Genomic DNA, 20,977 nt, shown 5'->3' on the forward strand with positions numbered 1-20,977 from the left:
AGCAAAAAAAAGAGAACCGTTAAGTTCTCTTTAATATATTAAGTTGAATATTACTCAGCACTTTCTTCCATGGTATGATATACGTTTTGTACATCATCATCTTCTTCAAGTTTTTCTAAAAGTTTTTCTACATCGGCAGCTTCATCTGCAGATAGTGGTTTTGTAACTTGTGGAATACGTTCAAATCCAGAAGATAAAATTTCAATTTCTCGAGATTCTAATTCAGCTTGAATGGCTCCAAAACTTTCAAAAGGTGCGTAAATTAAAATACCATCATCATCGGCAAATACTTCTTCTGCGCCAAAATCGATAAATTCAAGTTCTAATTCTTCAGGGTCTAATCCTTCCGCATCAATTCTAAAATTACAAGTATGGTCGAACATAAAAACTACAGAACCAGAAGTACCTAAACTACCATCACATTTGTTAAAATAGCTACGTACATTAGCAACTGTTCTGGTGTTGTTATCTGTTGCAGTTTCTACTAAAACAGCAATACCATGTGGTGCATAGCCTTCAAAAAGAACTTCTTTATAATCGCCTTGGCCTTTTTCACTTGCTTTTTTAATGGCACGTTCTACATTATCCTTAGGCATATTTACAGCCTTAGCATTTTGTATTACAGCACGTAAACGCGAGTTACTTGCAGGATCGGGTCCTCCTTCTTTAACCGCCATAACAATATCTTTACCAATACGTGTAAAGGCTTTGCTCATAGCAGACCAACGTTTCATTTTTCTTGCTTTTCTAAATTCAAAAGCTCTTCCCATAATTACATTCTTTTAGTTGATGTGATCTTAATGCATCTGGATATTTTAGATGTACCAACTTCACTATTATTGTTATATTTCCGCGAAAGCGAAAACACGTCTATTATTTTAATCGCACAAAGTTAAAAACCTTCAGCAGAAATACAAATTATTCCTCATCTTCAGGTACTACAATGCTATCTATAGCTTTGGCCAGTTTAAAATCTTTGGCTGTTACACCATCTGCATCGTGTGTAGAGATAGAAATATTGAGCACGTTGTAAACATTACTCCAATCTGGATGATGGTTTAAAGCTTCGCATTCAAAGGCTATACGGCTCATGGCGCTAAAGCAATCTTTAAAATTATCGAATTCAAATTCGGCGTGAATTGCATTTTCATAATACTCCCAATCTGGGTATTGAAGCAATCTTTTTTCTATATCGTCTTCGGAAAGTTTCATCATTATTTATATGTTTTTGAAGAGACTAAATTAGTGATTTATTTACGGATAATATGCTCATTTTTTTAATTCTGATAAAATATCCTGACTCACCAATTGTAAGTGTTTTGGTAGCTTGTTGAATTTTGGTAAAACAGCTAAATAACGCTCATCATTGGTTGTAAAAACTTGTTTGTATTTGGCTTTATGTTCTAGATGAAGGGTTTCTATAATTTCTTTTATAAAATCGTCGTGATGTACTAAATCATTACTTCCTAGGTGGAAAACACCCGATTTATTCCGGTTGATGATGTAATGAATTTGCTGTGTCAATTTGTTATCAGAAGTGATATTCATTACTAAATTAGGAAAAACTTCAATAGGTTCATTTAAATCTATAAGTTGAAGTATTTCTGTTAACCTTGGGGCATGTGGACCAAAAACCATAGGTAACCTTACAATAGCCACTTTCTCTTTTGGTAGGCGCAATAGCATGTTTTCAATTTTAATTTTGAAGTGTCCATATATACTATTACTAAGCGTTTTATCTTGTTCGTAACTTGGGTATTTGCTGTAGGCATCAAATACGTTTGCTGAAGATAAAAAGATGAGTTTGGTGTTTTCTAATAGTAAATACTCGGCCAAGTGCCGATGAAGCATAACTTGTTTAGAAAAATCGCCACGAAGTGCTGAAATTATGATAGTTGGTTTTACAATATCTAGAATTTCGTAGATATCATCTTCTTCATAATTATAATGAAAAAACTGACGATTTTTTTCTAAGGTTTTGTTTGAAGTATTATAAGTGCCCGAGGTTCTGAAATAGGGAAAAAGCTCTTTATAAATGGCGCTTCCTAAAAAGCCACTTGCTCCTAAAATTAGAATTCTATGTTTACTTTCTCGCTTTATCATACATCAAACTTCTTAAGCCATTTCTAAGTTAATAGTAACTTAGAAAATGGATAACTTTGTTTTAGTCGTAAAAGCCTCTAAAGCCAACATGCCAAGTTTAGAATTTCCTTTTTTATTGAGTCCTGGAGACCATGTTGCAATAGTAAAATTATCTGGCAAAAGTGCTACAATACCACCACCAACACCAGATTTACCTGGTAAGCCCACCTCAAAAGCGAACTCTCCAGCCTCATCGTAAAATCCACAAGTAAGCATTATGGCATTTATACGCTTTGCTTGAGTTTCGGTAAGGCGTACTTTATCTAACATACAGGTGCCTTTATTTGCCAAAAACGAAAATGTTTTTGTTAGTTGGCTACACGTCATTTCTAAAGAACATTGTTGAAAATAAAAATCTAAAACATCGTTTACCGGATTGTCTAAATTTTTAAATGATTTTAGAAGATTGGCGGCAGCATAATTTTTAAAACCTGTTCGTTTTTCAGAATCTGCAACTGCTTGGTTATACTCTATAGTTTGATCGTTAGTTAAATCGCGTACGTAATTTAAAAAATCTTCTTTTGGGTTTTCTAAATTTGAAAGTAGAATATCTGCTATTACAATAGCTCCAGAATTGATAAATGGATTTCTGGGAATACCATTTTCAATTTCCAATAAAGCCAATTGATTAAAAGGGTGGCCAGAAGGCTCGACATCCATACGTTTCCAAATATTTTCACCAATTAACGACATGGCTTTAGATAGTGCTAAAACTTTAGAAATACTCTGTATGGAAAAGGGTTTATTAAAATCGCCTGCACCATAACTTTTACCATCGGAAGTGCGTAAATGAATTCCGAAGTTATCCTTACTAATATGGGCTAACTCCGGAATATATGTTGCCACAGCACCTTTATCGGGTGCTTCTGTAGCGTTTTTTTGAATGCTTTCTAAAATAGCTTGAATATCTAGCATAGACTATTTGTAAAACGGTAATTTAACTACTGTTGCAGGTACCGCTTTTTTTCTAATTTGAATATTTATTTTACTGTTTACATCGGCAAAAACCGTTGGCACATAACCTAAGCCAATACCTTTACCCAAACTAGGAGACATGGTTCCAGAAGTTACCACTCCAATTTTGTTACCATTACCATCAACTATATCATAATCATGACGAGGAATGCCACGCTCATCTAATTCGAAAGCAATTAATTTTCTTTCCGATCCGTGTTCTTTTTCTGCTTTTAAAGCCTCTGAGTTTGTAAAGTCTTTGTTGAATTTTGTAATCCAACCTAAGCCAGCCTCAATAGGAGAGGTGGTGTCATCAATATCATTTCCGTAAAGGCAATACCCCATTTCTAAACGTAAGGTATCACGTGCTGCTAAACCAATAGGCTTAATGCCATAATCTGCACCAGCTTTAAAAACCTTATCCCAAACTTGTTTTACTTCGGTGTTTTTACAATAAATTTCAAATCCGCCACTACCTGTATAACCAGTAGCCGATATAATCACGTTTTCAATACCTGCAAAATCTCCAACTACAAAGTTGTAAAATTTAATGGCAGCCAAATCGTGACTTGTTATAGATTGCATAGCTTCAATAGCTTTTGGCCCTTGAATGGCTAATAATGAATAATCTTCACTTAAATTTTTCATTTCTGCCCCAACATCGTTTTTAGATTGAATCCAATTCCAATCTTTTTCAATATTACTTGCATTAACAACTAAAAGGTAAGTTTCTTCTTTTATTTTATAAATAATTAAATCGTCTACAATACCACCAACATCATTTGGTAAACAGCTATATTGTGCTTTTCCTATAGTTAATTTAGAAGCATCATTACTCGATACTTTTTGAATTAAGCTTAGCGCATGTTGACCTTCAATTAAAAATTCACCCATGTGAGATACATCAAAAACACCAACGCTGGTTCTTACCGTTTCATGTTCAGCATTTACACCTTCATATTGAACAGGCATATTATATCCTGCAAAAGGTACCATTTTAGCTCCTAGAGCTTCGTGAGTTTGGGTTAAGGCTGTGTTTTTCATTAAGGTTGTGTTTTTATGATTTTATAAAAATTAGTGAATCGTTTCAGAAAACAAATGTATTGAAAAAATATAGATTTAGTTTTAATCTATTATGATGAGATATTAAAAACATATAATAGAGACTGTATTGATAATTATTTCAAAAAGAAAGGAATAGATTATAGATTAAAAGCATTATTGACTAGTTTTTTTGAAAAAATATTTTACCAAACTTGCATTTAATCGATAAAATCGTTTCTTTTGTCTGTAGCAATTTCCAAATGGAACCAACAATAAGGACTCTTAATTTTAAAGATTTAAAGCGTAAAACTTTTTTTAAGCACGCTATCCGTATTTATTTATCTACTACATTCTTTACTGCCGCCTATACTTTTTTAAACTATTATCAAGGGTTAGCGGCCTCTGCTTTATTGATTGTGTTACCACTAATTAGTTTTTTTATTAGTGTTTATGTTTTTGTAATACGTCGTAATTATATAGCAGGTCCTTATATAGTATATATTACTTTAGGAGGCGCATTGGTGGGTTTATCTTATTTAGAAGGTTTAATGTCTGGTTATTACTGGTTTCAATTAGTTATGCTTTTTTGCTTACCATATGTTATTAGGCATGAAAAGTATTTCCAAAAGCATACCAATATTTTATATGCGCTAATTATATCATTAATGATTATCTCTGTGGTGGTATCTCCTTTATATTCTAATTATTATGATCATTTAACTAGAAGTGAAGTACATTATAAATTTGTTTTAAACTCATCAGTGGCTTTTATTTTGATTATGATTTTCTCGCTGCAAGCGCTTGGCCAAAGTAAATCTTTCATTAAAAAAATATTTAGTGATAAAGAAGAGGCTGAGAATGAGAAAGATAGAAGAACGCGAGTGTTGTCTAACCTGGGACACGAATTACGTACCCAAATTAATAGTATAAATGGGGTTACCCAGCTAATTTTAGGTAATGATAACAATGATGTTACGACAAAAAAGTACTTTGAGATTTTAGATTATTGTAATGATAATATGCTGTTATTGGTTAATGATATGTTAGATATTCATAAAATTGAATCGGGGCGTTTTGAGTTGTCTAAGGAACCAAAAGAGCTTTACGATTTTTTGAATAAAATTACTATTGCTTTTATTAATAAGGCAGAAGAGAAGAATTTAAAGCTTCATACTTATATAGATGAAAAATTAAAAGATGTTGTAGTTAACGTAGATGGAAAACGTTTCGCTCAAGTTATACATAATTTGATATCGAATGCTATTAAATTTACAGAACAAGGAAAAATCACATTTTCAGCTGAAGTTGTTGAATTGAATCAAGAACAGGTATCCATACATTTTAAGGTGGAAGATACAGGTATTGGTATTGCACCAAGAAATTTAAAGAAAGTATTTGAAAGTTTTCATCAAATTAAGAACGAGAAAAATCCGGTATACGGAGGAACAGGTTTAGGTTTAGCTATTTCTCAATCGATTATATTAGCTATGAATTCTGAGATAAAAATAGAAAGTAGAATAAATAAAGGTACGCGATTTCAATTTCCTTTAACTTTGGAACGCGTTGAATTAACTCCCAAGAAAGTGACAAACAAAGACACATTCAATGATGATTTTTCATTGAATTCAACTATATTATTAGTAGAAGATAATATGGTGAGCATGATGTATGCTAAAAAACTATTAGAAAAGCATGTTCCGAAAATATATAAAGGAACAAATGGACTAGAGGCTGTTGAAAAAATAAAATTGCATAAAGATATCGATCTTGTGCTTTTAGATTTAGAGATGCCTAAAATGAATGGTTTTAAAGCTATTGGTCATATTAAAAAATATAGACCAGATGTAGTTGTTATTGCCTTTACAGCAAACATACCAAGTACCGAAATTATTGATAAATTGGATACTTTAGGTTTCGATGATATATTATCTAAGCCTTTTAGCAAAGAAGACGTTTTTTCAATTTTGAAAAAGTACGATAAGGTTTTAATGGCCTAATCTGATACATATCTATTTAATAGCAGGCCTTTAGTTATAAAAAAAAAACGGTTTTACAATCAAACACTCGAAAGTGTTTAAGTTTGTAAAACCGTTTTTCACGTTTATTTCTTTAAAGTTTTAGCTCAATAAGAAGTCTTTTAAATCATTATAAGTTGCAATAGAAACAGCAACTTTTTCGCGTCCCATAACCGATTGTATTTGCTCAGGAAGTGGTTGTTTTTCTTTTATAACTTTTTCTACAACATCTAAGAATTTTGTTGGGTGAGCAGTTTCTAAAAATACGCAATGTGCGTTAGGGGTATCTTTTAAGTAGTTTTTAGAACCTAAATATCCTACAGCTCCATGCGGATCTGCAACATAATTGTATTTATTGAAAATTTCTAACATCGCTTCTCGAGTTTCATCATCTGAAAAACTATAAGAAGAGATGTTTTCTTTTAAAGCACTAAAGTTATTTTTATAAATTTCCTGTATACGAATAAAATTACTTGGTGCACCAACATCCATAGCATTACTAATAGTTTGTACTGATGGTTTTGGCTCGTACTTTTCAGAATCTAAATAACGTGTAACCACATTGTTTTCGTTATTAGAAGCAATAAAATGCTTAATAGGCAAGCCTAATTGTTGTGCCATCATTCCGGCACAAACATTACCAAAATTTCCACTTGGCACAGAAAACACAATGTTTTCGTGTGTATTATGTAGTTGCTTGTAAGCAAACATAAAATAGAAAAGTTGTGGTAACCAACGTGCCACGTTAATCGAGTTGGCCGATGTTAGTTGCATTTTGCTTGTTAAGGTTTCGTCTAAGAAAGCTGTTTTTACCATAGCTTGGCAATCATCAAAAGTGCCATCTACTTCTAAGGCTTTTATATTTTGCCCTAAAGTGGTTAGTTGCATTTCTTGAATATCACTCACTTTTCCGCTAGGGTAAAGTATCACAACATTTACACCTTTAACTCCTAAAAAACCATTAGCAACAGCACCACCAGTATCTCCCGATGTAGCGACTAAAACGGTAACCTCATTGGTGTTGTCTTTGTTGAAATAGCCTAAGCAACGCGCCATAAATCGAGCACCAACATCTTTAAAAGCCATAGTTGGCCCATGAAATAACTCTAAAGTAGATATATTATCATTAAGCTTAACCACAGGGAAATCGAAAGACAAAGTTTCTTCAACTATAGTTTTTAAAACATTTTCAGGTATTTCTGGTGAAACAAATTGTTTAATAGCTTCAAAAGCAATCTCAGTATGCGATAAATTATCAATATTATCGAAAAATGACTTTGGTAAAGGTGTAATACTTTCAGGGAAGTACAAACCTTTATCTGGCGCTAATCCTTTTATAACCGCATCTTTAAACGATGTGTTTTCTGCTTCTTTATTTAATGAGTAGTAATTCATAATTTATGAAAACCTGCCTAAGCAGGAAACTATTTATTATTAATTTATATTTCTTAAGTGTGATTTTAATTTGTGTCGAAAAGAGGAACTAAATCAAACTTATACTATTTTAACGCCTTCTGTGTTAATTTTAGAAACGTGAATATCAAATTCAATTCCTGTTTTTGCATAAACATTATTAATGGCTTCCTTTATGTTGTTTGCTGTTTCCAAACCTTTGCTCAATGAAAATATTGATGGTCCAGAACCTGATATTCCACAACCTAATGCGCCTGCTTGTAATGATGCCTGTTTTACATCATTATAATGCGGTATTAACTTGCTTCTGTGTGGTTCTACGATAACATCATGTAACGAATCTTTAAGTAAATTGTAATCATTAGTATGCAAGGCATGTACTAAGCTACCCACATTGGCCCATTGGGTTATAGCATCGCTAAGTGCTACTTCTTTTGGAAGTACGGCACGAGACTCTGATGTTTTAATTTCTATCTGAGGATGTATAATGGTTGCGTACAAATCGCTGGGTGACGGAATTTCTAATATTTGAACAGGATTAATACTCTTCACTAAAGTAAAACCACCAAAAAGAGCAGGAGCGAGGTTATCAGCATGTTCGCATTTGCTTGCAATAGCTTCACCTTTAATAGCAAAAGCTGTTAGTTCTGTTTTATTAAACGGACGTCCTAAGAGTTCGTTCATTCCAAAAACACTACCAACGGCACTTGCAGCACTGCTTCCAATACCACTACCAGGTTTTATATTTTTGTAGATTTCAATTTCAAAACCAAAATCGACATCAATCGCATTGTACATGGCTAAAGCCGAAACGCCAGCAACGTTTAACTCAGTTTCATAAGGCAAATCGAAACCAACAATTTTAGTGATAAAAACTCCTTTTTTATCGGTTTTTCTAATCACCATATCGTCGCCAACACTATCTAAACAGAATCCTAAAACATCGAATCCGCAAGATACGTTGGCAACGGTTGCCGGTGAAAATATTTTTATTTCGTTCATTCCAAAAGTTCTTTTGTTATTTCCACGAAGGTGGAAATCTCATCAAGCAATTATTTGCTTATTTAATCGTTTCCTATTCTAATTATATCTGCAAATAAACCAGAAGCAGTAACATCTGCACCAGCTCCAGCACCTTTAATAATCATAGGTTGTTTTGGGTAACGTTGTGTATAAAACATAACAATATTGTCGCTACCTTCTAAATTATAAAATGGGTGTCCTTCAGGAATTTCTTGTAAACCAACACTTGCTTTACCATCGTTAAATTGCGCTACATATTTTAATTGGCAATTGTTCGCTTTTGCGGAAGCATATAACTTTTGGTAATGTGCTTCGTCTGCGATTAAAGTTTGATAAAAATCATCTACAGAGTCACTTTTCAATCCAGCTTCCGATAAGAAAGATGTGTTTTCAATATCTTCTAAATTCATTTCAACACCACTTTCTCTAGCAAGGATTAAAATTTTTCTAGCAACATCTACACCACTCAAATCAATTCTAGGATCTGGTTCAGTATAACCTTCAGCACCAGCTTGCTTTACAACATCGTAAAACTTAGTTTGATCGGTAAAGTTGTTAAACACAAAGTTTAAACTTCCTGATAATACAGCCTGAATTGAATTTACTTTATCTCCAGAAGCAATTAAATTATTTAAGGTGTCAATAATTGGTAAACCTGCACCAACATTAGTTTCAAATAAATAAGGCGCATTGTATTTTAAAGATAATTCTTTAAGTAATTTGTAGTTTTTAAAATCACTAGAACATGCAATTTTGTTACACGCTACTACACCAATACTTTGGCGTAAATAATTAGCATAAAGGTTTGCAACATCTGCATTTGCTGTAACATCAACAAATATGCTATTACGTAAATTTAATGCTTTAGTGTTTTCAAAGAAACCTTGCAGAGTAGCTTGTTCGCCATCTTCTAGTTGATCTTTCCAGTTTTTTAAATTGATACCTTCTTCATTAAAAATCATCTTTCGAGAATTTGATAATCCAGCAACACGAAGATTAATTTTAAGGTTTTCTTTTAAGTATTTCTTTTGTTGTTTTATTTGTTCAACTAAACGCTCACCAACATTCCCAACACCAGTAATAAATACATTTAATTGTTTAGTTTTAGATTCAAAAAACTGCTCATGTAATGTGTTTAGAGCTTTCTTAACATCGCTTTCTGCTATAACAGCCGATATGTTTTTCTCTGAAGCCCCTTGAGCAATAGCACGAATATTAATGTTGTTTTTCCCTAAAGTACTAAACATTTTTCCGCTTATACCTTGGTGGTTTTTCATTTTATCACCAACAAGCGCAATAATAGAAAGACCGGTTTCAACAAAAATTGGGTCTATTTTTTCTAATGCAATTTCGTTTTCAAAAGCAGCATCAATTGCTGTTTTAGCGCTATCTGCTTCTTTTTCGTCTATACCTAAACAAATAGAATGCTCTGATGAGGCTTGAGTGGTCATGATGACATTAATTTTTTCTTGAGAAAGCGTTTCAAATAAACGTTTAGAAAACCCAGGAATACCTACCATACCGCTACCTTGCAATGTCAATAAGGCAATATTGCTTATGTTGCTAATTCCTTTTACAGGAGTAGACTCTTCAACAATTTCATTAGAAATGACTGTACCAACAGCTTCTGGTTCCATGGTGTTTTTAATATGAATAGGAATCCCTAAACTTAACACAGGTTGTACCGTTGGTGGATATAATACTTTAGCTCCAAAATGCGATAATTCCATCGCTTCTTGATACGAAATCTTAGAGATCGGGTAGGCCTGTTTTACCATTTTTGGATTAGTGGTGTACATACCGCTAACATCTGTCCAGATTTCTAATTGATCTACTTTTAGTGCGGCAGCAACAATAGCGGCCGTAAAATCCGATCCGCCACGTCCAAGTGTTGTTTGTTCTCCTAATTTAGATTTTGAAACAAAACCAGGTAAAATAGTGATATTTTGAACTGCCGTTTTAAAGTAATCTTGAATATTAGCATTTGTGATTTTAAAATCAACTTCTGCTTTTGTAAAGTTAGAGTTAGTAACAACTAGCTCCTGAGAATTTTTTCTATCGGCTGATAAACCACGATTTTTCATAGTTTCAGCAATAATAAAAGAAGATAGTTTTTCACCAAAACTTACAAGTTTATCCGATGTTTTTGGCGACAATTCATTTATTAAATAGATGCCGTTTAGTAAATCTTCTAATTCTTGAAATTCATTATCAACCACTTTCGTGATGTTTTCACCGGTACCCAAGTTTAATTCATTTATAATACTAAAATGAATATCCTTAATTAAGTTTAGCGTGTCTTTATAGTTAATGTCTTTGTTTTGAGCTTGCTTACCTGTTAAAAGTAATTTATCTGTAATACCACCAACGGCAGATACAACACAAACAACAGCATCTGTTTTGCCATGATTTTCTAAAATACTAATAACTCTATTTATGTTTTCTGAAGAACCTACAGAAGTTCCTCCAAATTTTAAAACTTTCATGTTTTAATGAATTGAAAAATTAAAAAAAATATTTTTGATTATGCGATTTATAAAATCGCATATATTGCCTGAAGAATATATAATTAGCAACCCCAAAGGGTTGTAATGTTTGTAGTTGTAGCCAAAATAGTAGCTGTTCCTTTTGTAGAAAAAGAAGTTGTAGCATTTATATTTTGGTTGAAATGAATCATTATAGTTATATAATATGTTTCAAAAGTATTACTTTTAGCCTTATAAAAAAACTAAAACAAATTTTTTATAGAATTCTTATATAGTAGCGATTTTCATAGAAAAAAATCGACAAAGTTTAAGAAGGATTGAAAAATCAATAATAATACTATTAATGAAAATATTTTCAAAAGAGCAAATTTACGAAGGCGATAAACTTACAGCCGAAAAGCAACAAATTTCATCAACCGATTTAATGGAGCGTGCAGGAAGTCAGATTTTTAATTGGATCGATTTACGTATGCAAGGCGCCCAAGTACCAATACATGTTTTTTGTGGTATAGGTAATAACGGTGGCGACGGTTTGGTTTTGGCCAGACATTTAATTTTAGCCGGTTACAACGTAAATACTTTTGTGGTAAACTGCAGTGATAAACGATCTAAAGATTTTTTAATTAATTACGATCGTATTAAAAATGTAACAAAAAAGTGGCCAACACTTTTAAAATGTAAAGAAGATTTTCCAGCAATAGAACCACAAGATATTATTGTAGATTGTGTTTTTGGAATTGGTTTAAATAGGCCTGTAGATGAATGGGTTAAGAATTTATTTCTTCATTTTAGAGCCTCTAAAGCGTTTACTCTGGCTGTGGATATTCCTTCAGGATTATACACAGATAAAGCTGTTACAGATGAGGATGCTGTGGTGCATGCAGGCTATACGCTTAGTTTTGCTTCACCTAAACTTGTTTTCTTTCTGCCAGAAACGGCTAAATATACAGTACAATGGGAAGTTTTGGATATTGGTTTAGATCCTGAATTTTTATCGACTACACAAACAGAAGTGCAATTAATTGGTAAGAATGAAGTATTACCTAACTATATACCTCGCGAAAAATTTTCTCATAAAGGGCAATTTGGGCATGCTTTAATTATTGGAGGTAGCTATGGTAAAATAGGTGCTGTTTCTTTAGCGAGTCGTTCGGCACTTTCGGCAGGATCAGGTTTAGTGACTGCTTATATTCCAAAATGTGGTTATAACGTTTTACAGACTGCTTTGCCAGAAGTTATGGTAATTACAGATGCTGATGATGAAAAAATTACAAATATAGCATTTGATATAGAACCAACCGTAATAGGTATTGGGGTTGGTTTGGGAACAGATACTAAGTCTCAGAAAGCTTTTGAAGCCTTTTTGAAAACCAATAAAACGCCACTTGTTATAGATGCTGATGGTATTAATTTACTAGCTAAAAAGAAAAGCTTACTAAAACAATTACCAGAAGAAACCGTTTTAACTCCGCACCCAAAAGAATTAGAACGTTTAATAGGTCGTTGGGAAAACGATTTTGATAAGTTAGAAAAAGTTAAAGCCTTTTCTAATAAATATAAAGTTATCATAGTGGTTAAAGGTGCTAATAGCATTACTGTTTTTGATGATACACTTTATGTTAATACCACCGGAAATCCAGGATTGGCTACAGCCGGAAGCGGAGATGTGTTAACGGGTATTATTACAGGTTTAATTTCTCAAGGTTATCATCCTGTAGTAGCATCAATTTTTGGCGTGTACTTACATGGCAAAGCTGCAGATATTGCTGTTGAAGATTATGGTTACCAAAGTTTAATTGCTAGTTATGTTATTGATAATATGGGGCAGGCGTTTATCGATTTATTTAAACAGCCAGAACAACCGGAACAAGTAGAAGCAGAGGAGCCAAAACCTTAAATAACCTACGTATACCAAGATTTTTAATAAATAAAAAAGCCCATTTAAACATTTGTCTAAACGGGCTTTTTATTGCTTTATAAGTGATTATAATTTGTGTGTTAAGGTTTCGTAATTCACTATTTCAGGAATAATATTTAATGCAAATAATTCCTTTTGCACATTATTCAGTGTCTCTTTATCTATTAATTCCTGAGACCACTCTGTAATGCCTAACCATTCTTGAACATCGTCTAATTGTTGCTCATAACGGTTAGCTATAGTTTTATCTATACTTGGGATATCTTTAAACTCTCTAGTCGTGTTATTAATTATATCAAGAATTGTTTTTAATTCGGCTTCATTATTTTTTATAAAATCTTCGCGAACTGCAATTACAAAACAAGGCCATGGAGACGGACAATTATCAATTCGTCTAAAAATACCATTATCTACTAAAGGTTTAGTCGTGAATTTTTCCCATAAAAAGTAATCGCCTCTACCTTGAGTTAAGCCTTCTACAGCACCATCAAGATTTTTTATCACTTCAAAATCAAGATCTTTTTCTAAATCCCAGTTGTGGTTTTGTGCACTTATATATGCCATTAAATGAGAACCAGACCCATAACGGCTAATAGCTGCTTTGGTTCCTTTTAAATCTGCTACGGTTTTGTATGTAGAATTTTGCGCGACATGCACGCCCCAATGTAATGGTGTTTGCACAAATGTTTGCACAATTTTACTAGGGTTTCCAGCAATGATATCTTTTACAATACCCTCTGTTAATATCACGGCAATATCAATATCTCCATCGCGCAACGCTTTACACATGGCGCCAGTGCCTCCATAATAATCGTGCCAACGAAGGTTTATGTTTTCATCTTTATACTCACCTTCTTTCAGGGTTAAATACCAAGCTAAATTAAAGTGTTCTGGCACACCGCCTATATTTACTTTTGTCATGATTATGAGGTGCTAAGCAATTATTTTATCTAATGAAAATTGAATTAAACTATTAACGATTTTTTCAGGGTTTTCGCTGAAGGTACCGTTTGCTCTATTCGCGATAATAGCGTTAAGAGATACTGCACGATGCCCCAATAGTTTAGATAAACCGTAAATGGCAGATGTTTCCATTTCAAGATTGGTAATACGGAAATCGTTGAATTTGAAACTATCAATTTTGTTATTCAATTCTGAATCTCGAAGCGGTAAACGAAGCACACGACCTTGAGGACCATAAAATCCGTTAGCCGTAACTGTAATACCTTGATGAAGCTTTACATTTTCATCTTTAAACTTTTCAGCAAGTTCATTACTTTTTTCAACAATAACAGGTGTCGATTTGTTTTTATCCCAATCGCTATGTGCAACAAAAGCATCCTCAATATCAGGATGCGAAATGTGTTCTGTTTGATAAGCATGAAGCATACCGTTTATATCCATACCGTGAGAACTCATTAAAAATGAATTAACAGGAATATCACTTTGTAAAGATCCTGAAGTTCCTATTCTAACAATATCTAGGCTAACCAAATCGTTATTAATTTCTCTAGTTTCTAGATTTATGTTTACTAAAGCATCTAGTTCATTTATAACAATATCAATATTATCGGCACCAATACCTGTAGAAATTACAGATAAACGTTTACCTTTATAAAGGCCTGTTTCTGTTTTAAACTCACGTTTATGAGTTGAAAATTCAATTGAATCGAAATGCTCGGTTATTTTTGAAACACGATCTGGATCACCAACAAAAATGATGGTTTGTGCTATATTTTCGGGTTTTAAATTTAGATGATAAACACTACCATCTGGATTTAATATAAGTTCAGATTCTTTAATTGGCATTCGATACAGTTTTTACTAGTTTGTTTAATGGTTTACTAAATTGAAAATCATACTTTTTAACACCGCCAAAATACATTTCACTATCAATTTCTTTTGAAAAATTATGCTGACTTAAAAGTGCCTCGTAACCATCTCGGTTTAGAGTAATACTATTTTCTTCATCAATTAAAAATACGCTCAGTTTATCAATAAATCTGGCCAATTGTAAATCACGATAGCCGTAATAACCTTGATAGTTTAAAGCATAACCCAATAAATGATGTTTAGATTTAATAGTATTGTCTCTAACAATTTCAAGAATGTTACGTTCTAAAATGTTTAAACCATCTTTAGAGTTTGGAAAGCGCTCTAAATGGGCTTTTAAACAATTACTTAAATATTTAAAACTCGAGCTTTTTACAATAAATGGTTTTAATAAATTATGGTCTTTTCCGCAGTAAATACCCCAAACGGTAGTAGCCATATCTATATCATCTTCATTTAAATCAACTTTATTTTTGTATTGGTTTATAAGTTGAGATGTATTTAATTCGGTTAATCCGGTAAGGCTTTTATTACCAGGAATGCGACCGCTACAAACTAAAGATATAGGAAGTTTTATTTTCTTCTGATAAATTAGGCTAATTACAGCCAGCATGTTGATATGCGAAAACAAATCGTAATCGAACCACAAGATAATTTCCGAATATTTAACTTCCGCATCATCTAGTTTTTCTAGTTCAATATCTACTTTCTTTAAATCTAAATCCACATCATAAAAATCGTGCAAAAAGGTTTTTCGAACTTCTATAGATTCTCTACAATGAATGGTTTCTAATGTAGGACCTTCGCAAAATAATTCTTGCCAAGTTAATTGTTCTCCTGGAATTTCTAATTCCGTTAAACGGCCAGACAGATGTCCGCTGTTTGTAATATGCAGTAACTGTTTGCTCATAAATTAACCTCCAACGCGTTTTACGTTAAACCCTTTTTCTTTTAACATGCCCATAATTTTATCTCTGTAATCGCCTTGGATAATAATTTTATCGTCCTTAAAACTACCACCAACACTTAGTTTCGTTTTAATTTCTTTTGCTAAAATTTTAAAATCTTCGGTAGCGCCAGTATAGCCATCTAAAATAGTAATAGGCTTTCCTTTACGCTTTTCATATTTACAAAGTATGGGTTCGTCTTGCATCCATATATAAGATGTGTTCTGCTCACTTTCGGGAGTTTCTTCTTCAATATGTTCTGGAAACAGGTTTTTTAATTGGTCTTGTAAATCCATAATTTATTTTTGGGTGGAAGTATGAGTCGTAGTCATTGATTTTTCAACTAAAAACTACAACTTAGGTATTTACTTTTTCTTTAATCCTAATTCAATTAAGCGTTCGTTTAGAAACTCTCCGGCTGTAATATCATCAAATTGTTTCGGGTTATTTTCGTCAATACAACCTTCTAAAACATCTAATTTCATGGCACTAACTGGGTGCATAAAAAAGGGAATAGAATAACGAGATGTTCCCCAAAGTTCTTTAGGTGGGTTTACAACACGGTGTATAGTCGATTTTAATTTATTATTAGTGTGTCTAGAGAGCATATCTCCAACATTAATCATTAACTCATCATCTTCAGCAATAGCATCAATCCATTCACCTTTATGGTTTTGTACTTGCAAACCACGACCTTGAGCACCCATTAAAAGGGTAATTAAATTAATGTCACCATGAGCAGCAGCTCGAACAGCTTCTTTAGGTTCTTCTGTAATTGGTGGATAGTGAATTGGGCGCAAGATAGAGTTCCCGTTATGTATGTAATTATCGAAATATGTTTCTTCTAAATTAAGGTGTAAAGCCAAAGCGCGTAAAACGTACTTAGCTGTTTTTTCGAGCATTTGGTAAGTTTCCTTTCCTATTTTATTAAACTCTGGAAGCTCTTCAACTATTACATTTTCTGGGTATTCCGCTTTCAGTCCGTCATTATCATCAACATACTGTCCAAAATGCCAAAATTCTTTTAAATCGCCTTCTTTTTTACCTTTTGCACTTTCTTTTCCGAAAGAGATGTAACCACGTTGTCCTCCAATTCCTGGAATTTCATATTTACGTTTAGTTTCAGTATCTAACTCAAAAAAGTTTTTTACTTCTTGGTATAAATTTTCAACTAAAGTATCATCTAGAAAATGCCCTTTTAAAGCAACAAATCCAATTTCTTCATATGCTTTACCAATGGCATCTACAAATTGTTGTTTTTTGTCGATATCGCCAGAAATAAAATCTTTTAAATTAACGCTAGGTATAATATTCATTATAAAATAATTTTAATCAATGTAATACAAATGTACAAAAACATTGGGGAGTTTAGTAATCTCTATTTCATATTCATATTTCTGATAATTATTGATAAATACGTTATATTTACTACAATAAACTGATTATATTATGACTTCAGGCCAATTTAATTATCAAAACCATAATTTAGATAACGTAATTCTATTAGCACTTTACAAGAATATGCTAAAACCGAGGCTAGTAGAAGAGAAGATGCTTGTACTGTTAAGACAAGGGAAAATCAGTAAATGGTTTTCAGGAATTGGCCAAGAAGCGATTTCTGTTGGGGTAACTATGGCTTTAAATTCTAACGAATATATTCTGCCAATGCACCGCAATTTGGGAGTTTTTACAACAAGGGAAATCCCGCTAAGCCAATTGTTTGCGCAATGGCAAGGTAAAGCTTCTGGTTTTACAAAAGGACGAGATCGCTCGTTTCATTTTGGTACGCAAGACTATAAAATTATAGGCATGATTTCGCATTTAGGCCCACAATTAGGTGTTGCCGACGGGATTGCTTTAGCATCTAAGTTAAAAAATAAAAATGAAGTTACAGCTGTTTTTACAGGAGAAGGCGGAACGAGTGAAGGCGATTTTCATGAGGCTTTAAACGTCGCTTCGGTTTGGGAATTACCCGTTTTATTTTGTGTTGAAAATAATGGTTACGGATTATCTACACCAACAAACCAACAGTATAATTGCGAAAATATTGCCGATCGCGGACTTGGGTATGGTATGGAATCGCATATTATTGATGGTAATAATATTATTGAAGTTTATTCTAAAATGAACACAATAGCAGAGAGTGTTCGTCAAAACCCAAGACCTGTTTTAATCGAATTTAAAACCTTTAGAATTCGAGGTCATGAAGAGGCGAGTGGTACAAAATATGTTCCAAATGATGTGTTAGATATGTGGTCTAAAAAAGATCCAATAACTAATTTCGAGTTATTTTTGAGAGATAGCAATATTTTAAATGAAGAAGAAAATAAACGGTTAAAAGCAGATATTTTAAATGAAATTAATAAACATTTAGATATAGCATATAGTGAAGATGAAATAATACCAAATGAAGCTAATGAGTTAAACGATGTATTTCATTCTTTTGAAAATAAAATAGTTAGTAGTTGTTCTGGATTTAAAGAAATACGTTTTATTGATGCGGTTTCCGAAGGTTTAAAACAAAGTATGCAACGTGATAACAGTTTAGTTATCATGGGGCAAGATATTGCAGAATACGGTGGTGCGTTTAAAATTACCGAAGGTTTTATTGGAGCCTTTGGAAAAGATAGAATACGGAATACACCCATTTGCGAATCAGCTATAATTGAAACCGCTTACGGTTTATCTATTGCGGGAATTAAAAGTATTGTAGAAATGCAATTTGCCGATTTTGTGAGTTCTGGTTTTAATCCTGTTGTTAATTTATTGGCAAAATCGTATTACAGATGGGGACAAAATGCAGATATAGTGATTAGAATGCCATGTGGTGGCGATGTTGGAGCAGGCCCATTTCATTCGCAAACCAATGAGGCTTGGTTTACTAAAACGCCGGGTTTAAAAGTGGTTTACCCTGCATTTCCATATGATGCCAAAGGATTATTAGCTTCATCCATAAACGATCCAAATCCGGTGCTATTTTTTGAACATAAAGGATTGTATCGAAATATTAGTCAAGAAGTTCCAGTAGATTATTATACACTTCGAATAGGGAAAGCGTCTTTAATAAAAACAGGAAAAGAAATTACTGTTATTAGTTATGGAGCAGCCGTGCATTGGGCTTTAGAAACTTTGAAAAAGAATCCTCAAATTTCCGCCGATGTTATTGATTTAAGAACATTACAGCCTTTAGATTTAGAGGCTATATTTAATTCAGTTAAAAAGACAGGGAAAGCTATTATTTTACAGGAAGATTCGTTGTTTGGAGGTATTGCTAGTGATATTTCAGCACAAATTATGGAGCAGTGTTTCGAGTATTTAGATGCGCCTGTAAAGCGTGTAGCGAGTTTAGATACGCCAATTCCGTTTTTAAAAACTTTAGAAAATCAGTATTTACCAAAAAATAGATTTGAAGCCGAGTTGATAGCAATTTTAAAGTATTAATATAAAGAATATTGAGTTATTCTGTTGCCGCAAAAGAACTCAATATTCAAACTAGTAATAATTTTTACTTCGTTTCGGCTTCTGATAGGATAAACGGGTAAGCTTTTTTAACCTTCTGTAAATCTTCTTTACTCAAATTATCAACCGATTTCTGTAAAACATTAGCAGCGTAATTGCTTCTTAATTCAAAATAAGCTTTAGATAATTCATTTTGAACCGCCACAAATTGCTTGTAAGTAGTTTGTTGTCCGTTTTGAAGTGAAACCACAGCATCTTCTGGATTGTCCGATGCATTGGGGAACTTATTCCCATTGCAATACAAACAAGTACCGTCACCGTTATTATCTAAAAAGGCTTTTGTAGCCTCTTTTAAATCGGATAGATTAACCTTTTCATTTTCAACCATAATTTCATCATTATTATTAATAACAATGCGTAAAATGTTGCGCTCATGTTTTAAGCTTTCACAATCTCCCGTTGGGCATTCGGCTGGCAAAACCCGATTGATTCCTGCATCGGAGGAAATAGTTGCGGTTACTAAAAAGAAAATTAGTAGCAAAAATGCAATGTCGGCCATGGAGCCTGCATTAACTTCTGGTGCTTCTTTTGAATGTCTCATAAATGTTAAAATTTAAATGTTAATATGAAATCAAGACACACAAAAACAATACCATAAAAGTGAGAAGAATAATTGAAAAAGTTGGATTTTGATGTTTAAGCGAGCTTTGTTGTATAAATCGTAAGGAGCTTTAAATTAGTCTTTAATATTTATTTTTAATCTAAACATAAGGTTTGTAAGGTTGCTACTCTAAATGACATAAGTAATATAAATTTGGCTGTGGTTTTTGAATGATAAATATAATTTCACCTTAATTGCAAAGTGTATTTTAATTAAAATTTAATATTTTGTCGCTAATAATCATGCAATTATAAACGTTGAGATATTTTAGGAATGGTTATTGTATTAATTTTTTCCTAAATAGAAACACGTATAATTGTGATTTAAATGATAACAATTATCTTTGAAGCATAATTATAGCAATTTTGTTTCCTATTATAATTAAAAGACGCCGACAAACCAATGAAGTTTCATTTTTCATTTTTTATATTTTTAGTTTTTACTATCTCTAGTTTTGCTCAAATAGATAGTAGAAATAAGTCTACGCCATTTCCTGTTATTGAAAGCAAAAAAGATTCTTTAAAAGCCGAAATACCAAAACCATCTACACCTATTGAAGCCAAAGCAGACCCTTTAAATGGTTTGAATGCACCAAGAGTTTCAGTAGATTTAAGTATACCTAAAAGACAATTATCTATGTTTCCGGAGGAAGAATTTGGAAATCCAGGCGAACTATATACTAAAAACTTAGACCGACAAGCCAAATCTGTATTGCCAGATGGTTATGGTGAAAATAGTGGTTTAAAAGAAGATGCTTTTTGGGGCGACTACCATACAAAATCTTTATCGGTACAGATTAAGTATAGAGATCATAGTGCTATTGATGGCGATTTATTGCGTGTTTATGTTAATGGTGATGTACTGAGGTCTAACGTGTATTTAGGTAGGAGTTTTAGTGGTTTTACTTTGAAGTTGGAAGAAGGATCTAATAAAATTGAATTCTTTGCTATAAACACAGGTTCTTCTGGACCAAATACTGCTGAGTACCGTATAGTTGACGAAACTGGTGCTGTTATAGCGAGCAAAGTTTGGGCGTTAGAAGCAGGAGTGAGAGTTACTGTGGTTGTGGTTAAAGATTAGAC

Annotated in this window: 18 protein-coding genes; 4 read left to right on the top strand and 14 right to left on the bottom strand. The window is 32.9% G+C overall.

Annotated features, from left to right (window positions below; all coding sequences use genetic code 11):
• Positions 1-50 precede the first annotated feature (50 nt).
• From BM246_RS03350 to gcvT, 5 genes are all read right to left on the bottom strand, one after another.
• Complete coding sequence (locus BM246_RS03350) at positions 51-770, bottom strand: YebC/PmpR family DNA-binding transcriptional regulator (RefSeq protein WP_042503530.1); 720 nt, start codon at positions 768-770, stop codon at positions 51-53.
• 148 nt (positions 771-918) lie between these two features.
• On the bottom strand, positions 919-1,215 hold the full coding sequence (locus BM246_RS03355) for a 4a-hydroxytetrahydrobiopterin dehydratase (RefSeq protein WP_042495300.1): 297 nt from the start codon (positions 1,213-1,215) through the stop codon (positions 919-921).
• Positions 1,216-1,269: 54 nt separating this feature from the next.
• Complete coding sequence (locus BM246_RS03360; protein WP_074935807.1) at positions 1,270-2,103, bottom strand: sugar nucleotide-binding protein; 834 nt, start codon at positions 2,101-2,103, stop codon at positions 1,270-1,272.
• A gap of 39 nt (positions 2,104-2,142) precedes the next feature.
• On the bottom strand, positions 2,143-3,057 hold the full coding sequence (locus tag BM246_RS03365) for a glutaminase (RefSeq protein WP_074935808.1): 915 nt from the start codon (positions 3,055-3,057) through the stop codon (positions 2,143-2,145).
• 3 nt (positions 3,058-3,060) lie between these two features.
• Entirely contained in the window at positions 3,061-4,140 is a 1,080-nt protein-coding gene (gene gcvT / locus BM246_RS03370) for a glycine cleavage system aminomethyltransferase GcvT (RefSeq protein WP_074935809.1), read from the bottom strand.
• 260 nt (positions 4,141-4,400) lie between these two features.
• Between gcvT and BM246_RS03375 the strand changes: the two genes are divergently transcribed.
• Positions 4,401-6,137 (top strand): hybrid sensor histidine kinase/response regulator, encoded by a 1,737-nt coding sequence (locus BM246_RS03375; protein ID WP_074935810.1) that lies wholly within the window; start codon positions 4,401-4,403, stop codon positions 6,135-6,137.
• Between the two features lie 120 nt (positions 6,138-6,257).
• Here BM246_RS03375 and thrC read toward each other — a convergent pair whose 3' ends face one another.
• The 3 genes from thrC to thrA all read right to left on the bottom strand — a co-directional run bounded on the left by thrC (position 6,258) and on the right by thrA (position 11,077).
• Positions 6,258-7,550: a threonine synthase gene (gene thrC, locus BM246_RS03380; protein ID WP_074935811.1), complete on the bottom strand. Its 1,293-nt coding sequence runs from the start codon at positions 7,548-7,550 to the stop codon at positions 6,258-6,260.
• Positions 7,551-7,649: 99 nt separating this feature from the next.
• Positions 7,650-8,570: a homoserine kinase gene (locus BM246_RS03385; RefSeq protein ID WP_042495289.1), complete on the bottom strand. Its 921-nt coding sequence runs from the start codon at positions 8,568-8,570 to the stop codon at positions 7,650-7,652.
• 62 nt (positions 8,571-8,632) lie between these two features.
• Positions 8,633-11,077 carry a bifunctional aspartate kinase/homoserine dehydrogenase I gene (gene thrA, locus BM246_RS03390; protein ID WP_074935812.1) on the bottom strand — a complete coding sequence of 815 codons (2,445 nt, stop codon included), beginning with the start codon at positions 11,075-11,077 and terminating at the stop codon, positions 8,633-8,635.
• 343 nt (positions 11,078-11,420) lie between these two features.
• Here thrA and BM246_RS03395 point away from each other — a divergent pair, with 343 nt between their 5' ends.
• Positions 11,421-12,974 carry a bifunctional ADP-dependent NAD(P)H-hydrate dehydratase/NAD(P)H-hydrate epimerase gene (locus BM246_RS03395; protein ID WP_074935813.1) on the top strand — a complete coding sequence of 518 codons (1,554 nt, stop codon included), beginning with the start codon at positions 11,421-11,423 and terminating at the stop codon, positions 12,972-12,974.
• 87 nt (positions 12,975-13,061) lie between these two features.
• Here the strand turns inward: BM246_RS03395 and BM246_RS03400 are convergent, their stop codons facing one another.
• The 5 genes from BM246_RS03400 to BM246_RS03420 all read right to left on the bottom strand — a co-directional run bounded on the left by BM246_RS03400 (position 13,062) and on the right by BM246_RS03420 (position 17,091).
• On the bottom strand, positions 13,062-13,916 hold the full coding sequence (locus BM246_RS03400) for a substrate-binding domain-containing protein (protein WP_074935814.1): 855 nt from the start codon (positions 13,914-13,916) through the stop codon (positions 13,062-13,064).
• Positions 13,917-13,928: 12 nt separating this feature from the next.
• Positions 13,929-14,804 (bottom strand): nucleoside phosphorylase, encoded by an 876-nt coding sequence (locus tag BM246_RS03405; RefSeq protein WP_074935815.1) that lies wholly within the window; start codon positions 14,802-14,804, stop codon positions 13,929-13,931.
• Complete coding sequence (locus BM246_RS03410) at positions 14,794-15,738, bottom strand: DUF1835 domain-containing protein (RefSeq protein ID WP_074935816.1); 945 nt, start codon at positions 15,736-15,738, stop codon at positions 14,794-14,796. The genes BM246_RS03405 and BM246_RS03410 overlap by 11 nt, the downstream gene beginning before the upstream one ends.
• 3 nt (positions 15,739-15,741) lie before the next feature.
• On the bottom strand, positions 15,742-16,071 hold the full coding sequence (locus tag BM246_RS03415) for a translation initiation factor (RefSeq protein ID WP_074935817.1): 330 nt from the start codon (positions 16,069-16,071) through the stop codon (positions 15,742-15,744).
• A gap of 69 nt (positions 16,072-16,140) precedes the next feature.
• Positions 16,141-17,091, bottom strand: a complete 951-nt coding sequence (locus BM246_RS03420) for an isopenicillin N synthase family dioxygenase (RefSeq protein WP_074935818.1) — start codon at positions 17,089-17,091, stop codon at positions 16,141-16,143.
• Positions 17,092-17,224: 133 nt separating this feature from the next.
• Here BM246_RS03420 and BM246_RS03425 point away from each other — a divergent pair, with 133 nt between their 5' ends.
• Positions 17,225-19,216: an alpha-ketoacid dehydrogenase subunit alpha/beta gene (locus tag BM246_RS03425; RefSeq protein WP_074935819.1), complete on the top strand. Its 1,992-nt coding sequence runs from the start codon at positions 17,225-17,227 to the stop codon at positions 19,214-19,216.
• 64 nt (positions 19,217-19,280) lie between these two features.
• On the opposite strand, the gene BM246_RS03430 is transcribed toward BM246_RS03425, so the two are convergent.
• On the bottom strand, positions 19,281-19,835 hold the full coding sequence (locus BM246_RS03430; RefSeq protein WP_074935820.1) for an ExbD/TolR family protein: 555 nt from the start codon (positions 19,833-19,835) through the stop codon (positions 19,281-19,283).
• Between the two features lie 462 nt (positions 19,836-20,297).
• Here BM246_RS03430 and BM246_RS03435 point away from each other — a divergent pair, with 462 nt between their 5' ends.
• On the top strand, positions 20,298-20,975 hold the full coding sequence (locus BM246_RS03435; RefSeq protein WP_042495267.1) for a hypothetical protein: 678 nt from the start codon (positions 20,298-20,300) through the stop codon (positions 20,973-20,975).
• Positions 20,976-20,977 lie beyond the last annotated feature (2 nt).

The organism is Algibacter lectus (assembly GCF_900112395.1).
Taxonomy (GTDB): domain Bacteria; phylum Bacteroidota; class Bacteroidia; order Flavobacteriales; family Flavobacteriaceae; genus Algibacter; species Algibacter lectus.

What these genes read in the sequence shown, in the direction of transcription:
- BM246_RS03365 (WP_074935808.1), bottom strand. Translation starts at nt 3,057, where the DNA reads ATGCTAGATATTCAAGCTATTTTAGAAAGCATTCAAAAAAACGCTACA.
- gcvT (WP_074935809.1), bottom strand. Translation starts at nt 4,140, where the DNA reads ATGAAAAACACAGCCTTAACCCAAACTCACGAAGCTCTAGGAGCTAAA.
- BM246_RS03395 (WP_074935813.1), top strand. Translation starts at nt 11,421, where the DNA reads ATGAAAATATTTTCAAAAGAGCAAATTTACGAAGGCGATAAACTTACA.
- BM246_RS03420 (WP_074935818.1), bottom strand. Translation starts at nt 17,091, where the DNA reads ATGAATATTATACCTAGCGTTAATTTAAAAGATTTTATTTCTGGCGAT.
- BM246_RS03425 (WP_074935819.1), top strand. Translation starts at nt 17,225, where the DNA reads ATGACTTCAGGCCAATTTAATTATCAAAACCATAATTTAGATAACGTA.
- BM246_RS03430 (WP_074935820.1), bottom strand. Translation starts at nt 19,835, where the DNA reads ATGAGACATTCAAAAGAAGCACCAGAAGTTAATGCAGGCTCCATGGCC.
- thrA (WP_074935812.1), bottom strand. Translation starts at nt 11,077, where the DNA reads ATGAAAGTTTTAAAATTTGGAGGAACTTCTGTAGGTTCTTCAGAAAAC.
- BM246_RS03375 (WP_074935810.1), top strand. Translation starts at nt 4,401, where the DNA reads ATGGAACCAACAATAAGGACTCTTAATTTTAAAGATTTAAAGCGTAAA.
- thrC (WP_074935811.1), bottom strand. Translation starts at nt 7,550, where the DNA reads ATGAATTACTACTCATTAAATAAAGAAGCAGAAAACACATCGTTTAAA.
- BM246_RS03360 (WP_074935807.1), bottom strand. Translation starts at nt 2,103, where the DNA reads ATGATAAAGCGAGAAAGTAAACATAGAATTCTAATTTTAGGAGCAAGT.
- BM246_RS03415 (WP_074935817.1), bottom strand. Translation starts at nt 16,071, where the DNA reads ATGGATTTACAAGACCAATTAAAAAACCTGTTTCCAGAACATATTGAA.
- BM246_RS03405 (WP_074935815.1), bottom strand. Translation starts at nt 14,804, where the DNA reads ATGCCAATTAAAGAATCTGAACTTATATTAAATCCAGATGGTAGTGTT.
- BM246_RS03435 (WP_042495267.1), top strand. Translation starts at nt 20,298, where the DNA reads ATGAAGTTTCATTTTTCATTTTTTATATTTTTAGTTTTTACTATCTCT.
- BM246_RS03410 (WP_074935816.1), bottom strand. Translation starts at nt 15,738, where the DNA reads ATGAGCAAACAGTTACTGCATATTACAAACAGCGGACATCTGTCTGGC.
- BM246_RS03385 (WP_042495289.1), bottom strand. Translation starts at nt 8,570, where the DNA reads ATGAACGAAATAAAAATATTTTCACCGGCAACCGTTGCCAACGTATCT.
- BM246_RS03350 (WP_042503530.1), bottom strand. Translation starts at nt 770, where the DNA reads ATGGGAAGAGCTTTTGAATTTAGAAAAGCAAGAAAAATGAAACGTTGG.
- BM246_RS03355 (WP_042495300.1), bottom strand. Translation starts at nt 1,215, where the DNA reads ATGATGAAACTTTCCGAAGACGATATAGAAAAAAGATTGCTTCAATAC.
- BM246_RS03400 (WP_074935814.1), bottom strand. Translation starts at nt 13,916, where the DNA reads ATGACAAAAGTAAATATAGGCGGTGTGCCAGAACACTTTAATTTAGCT.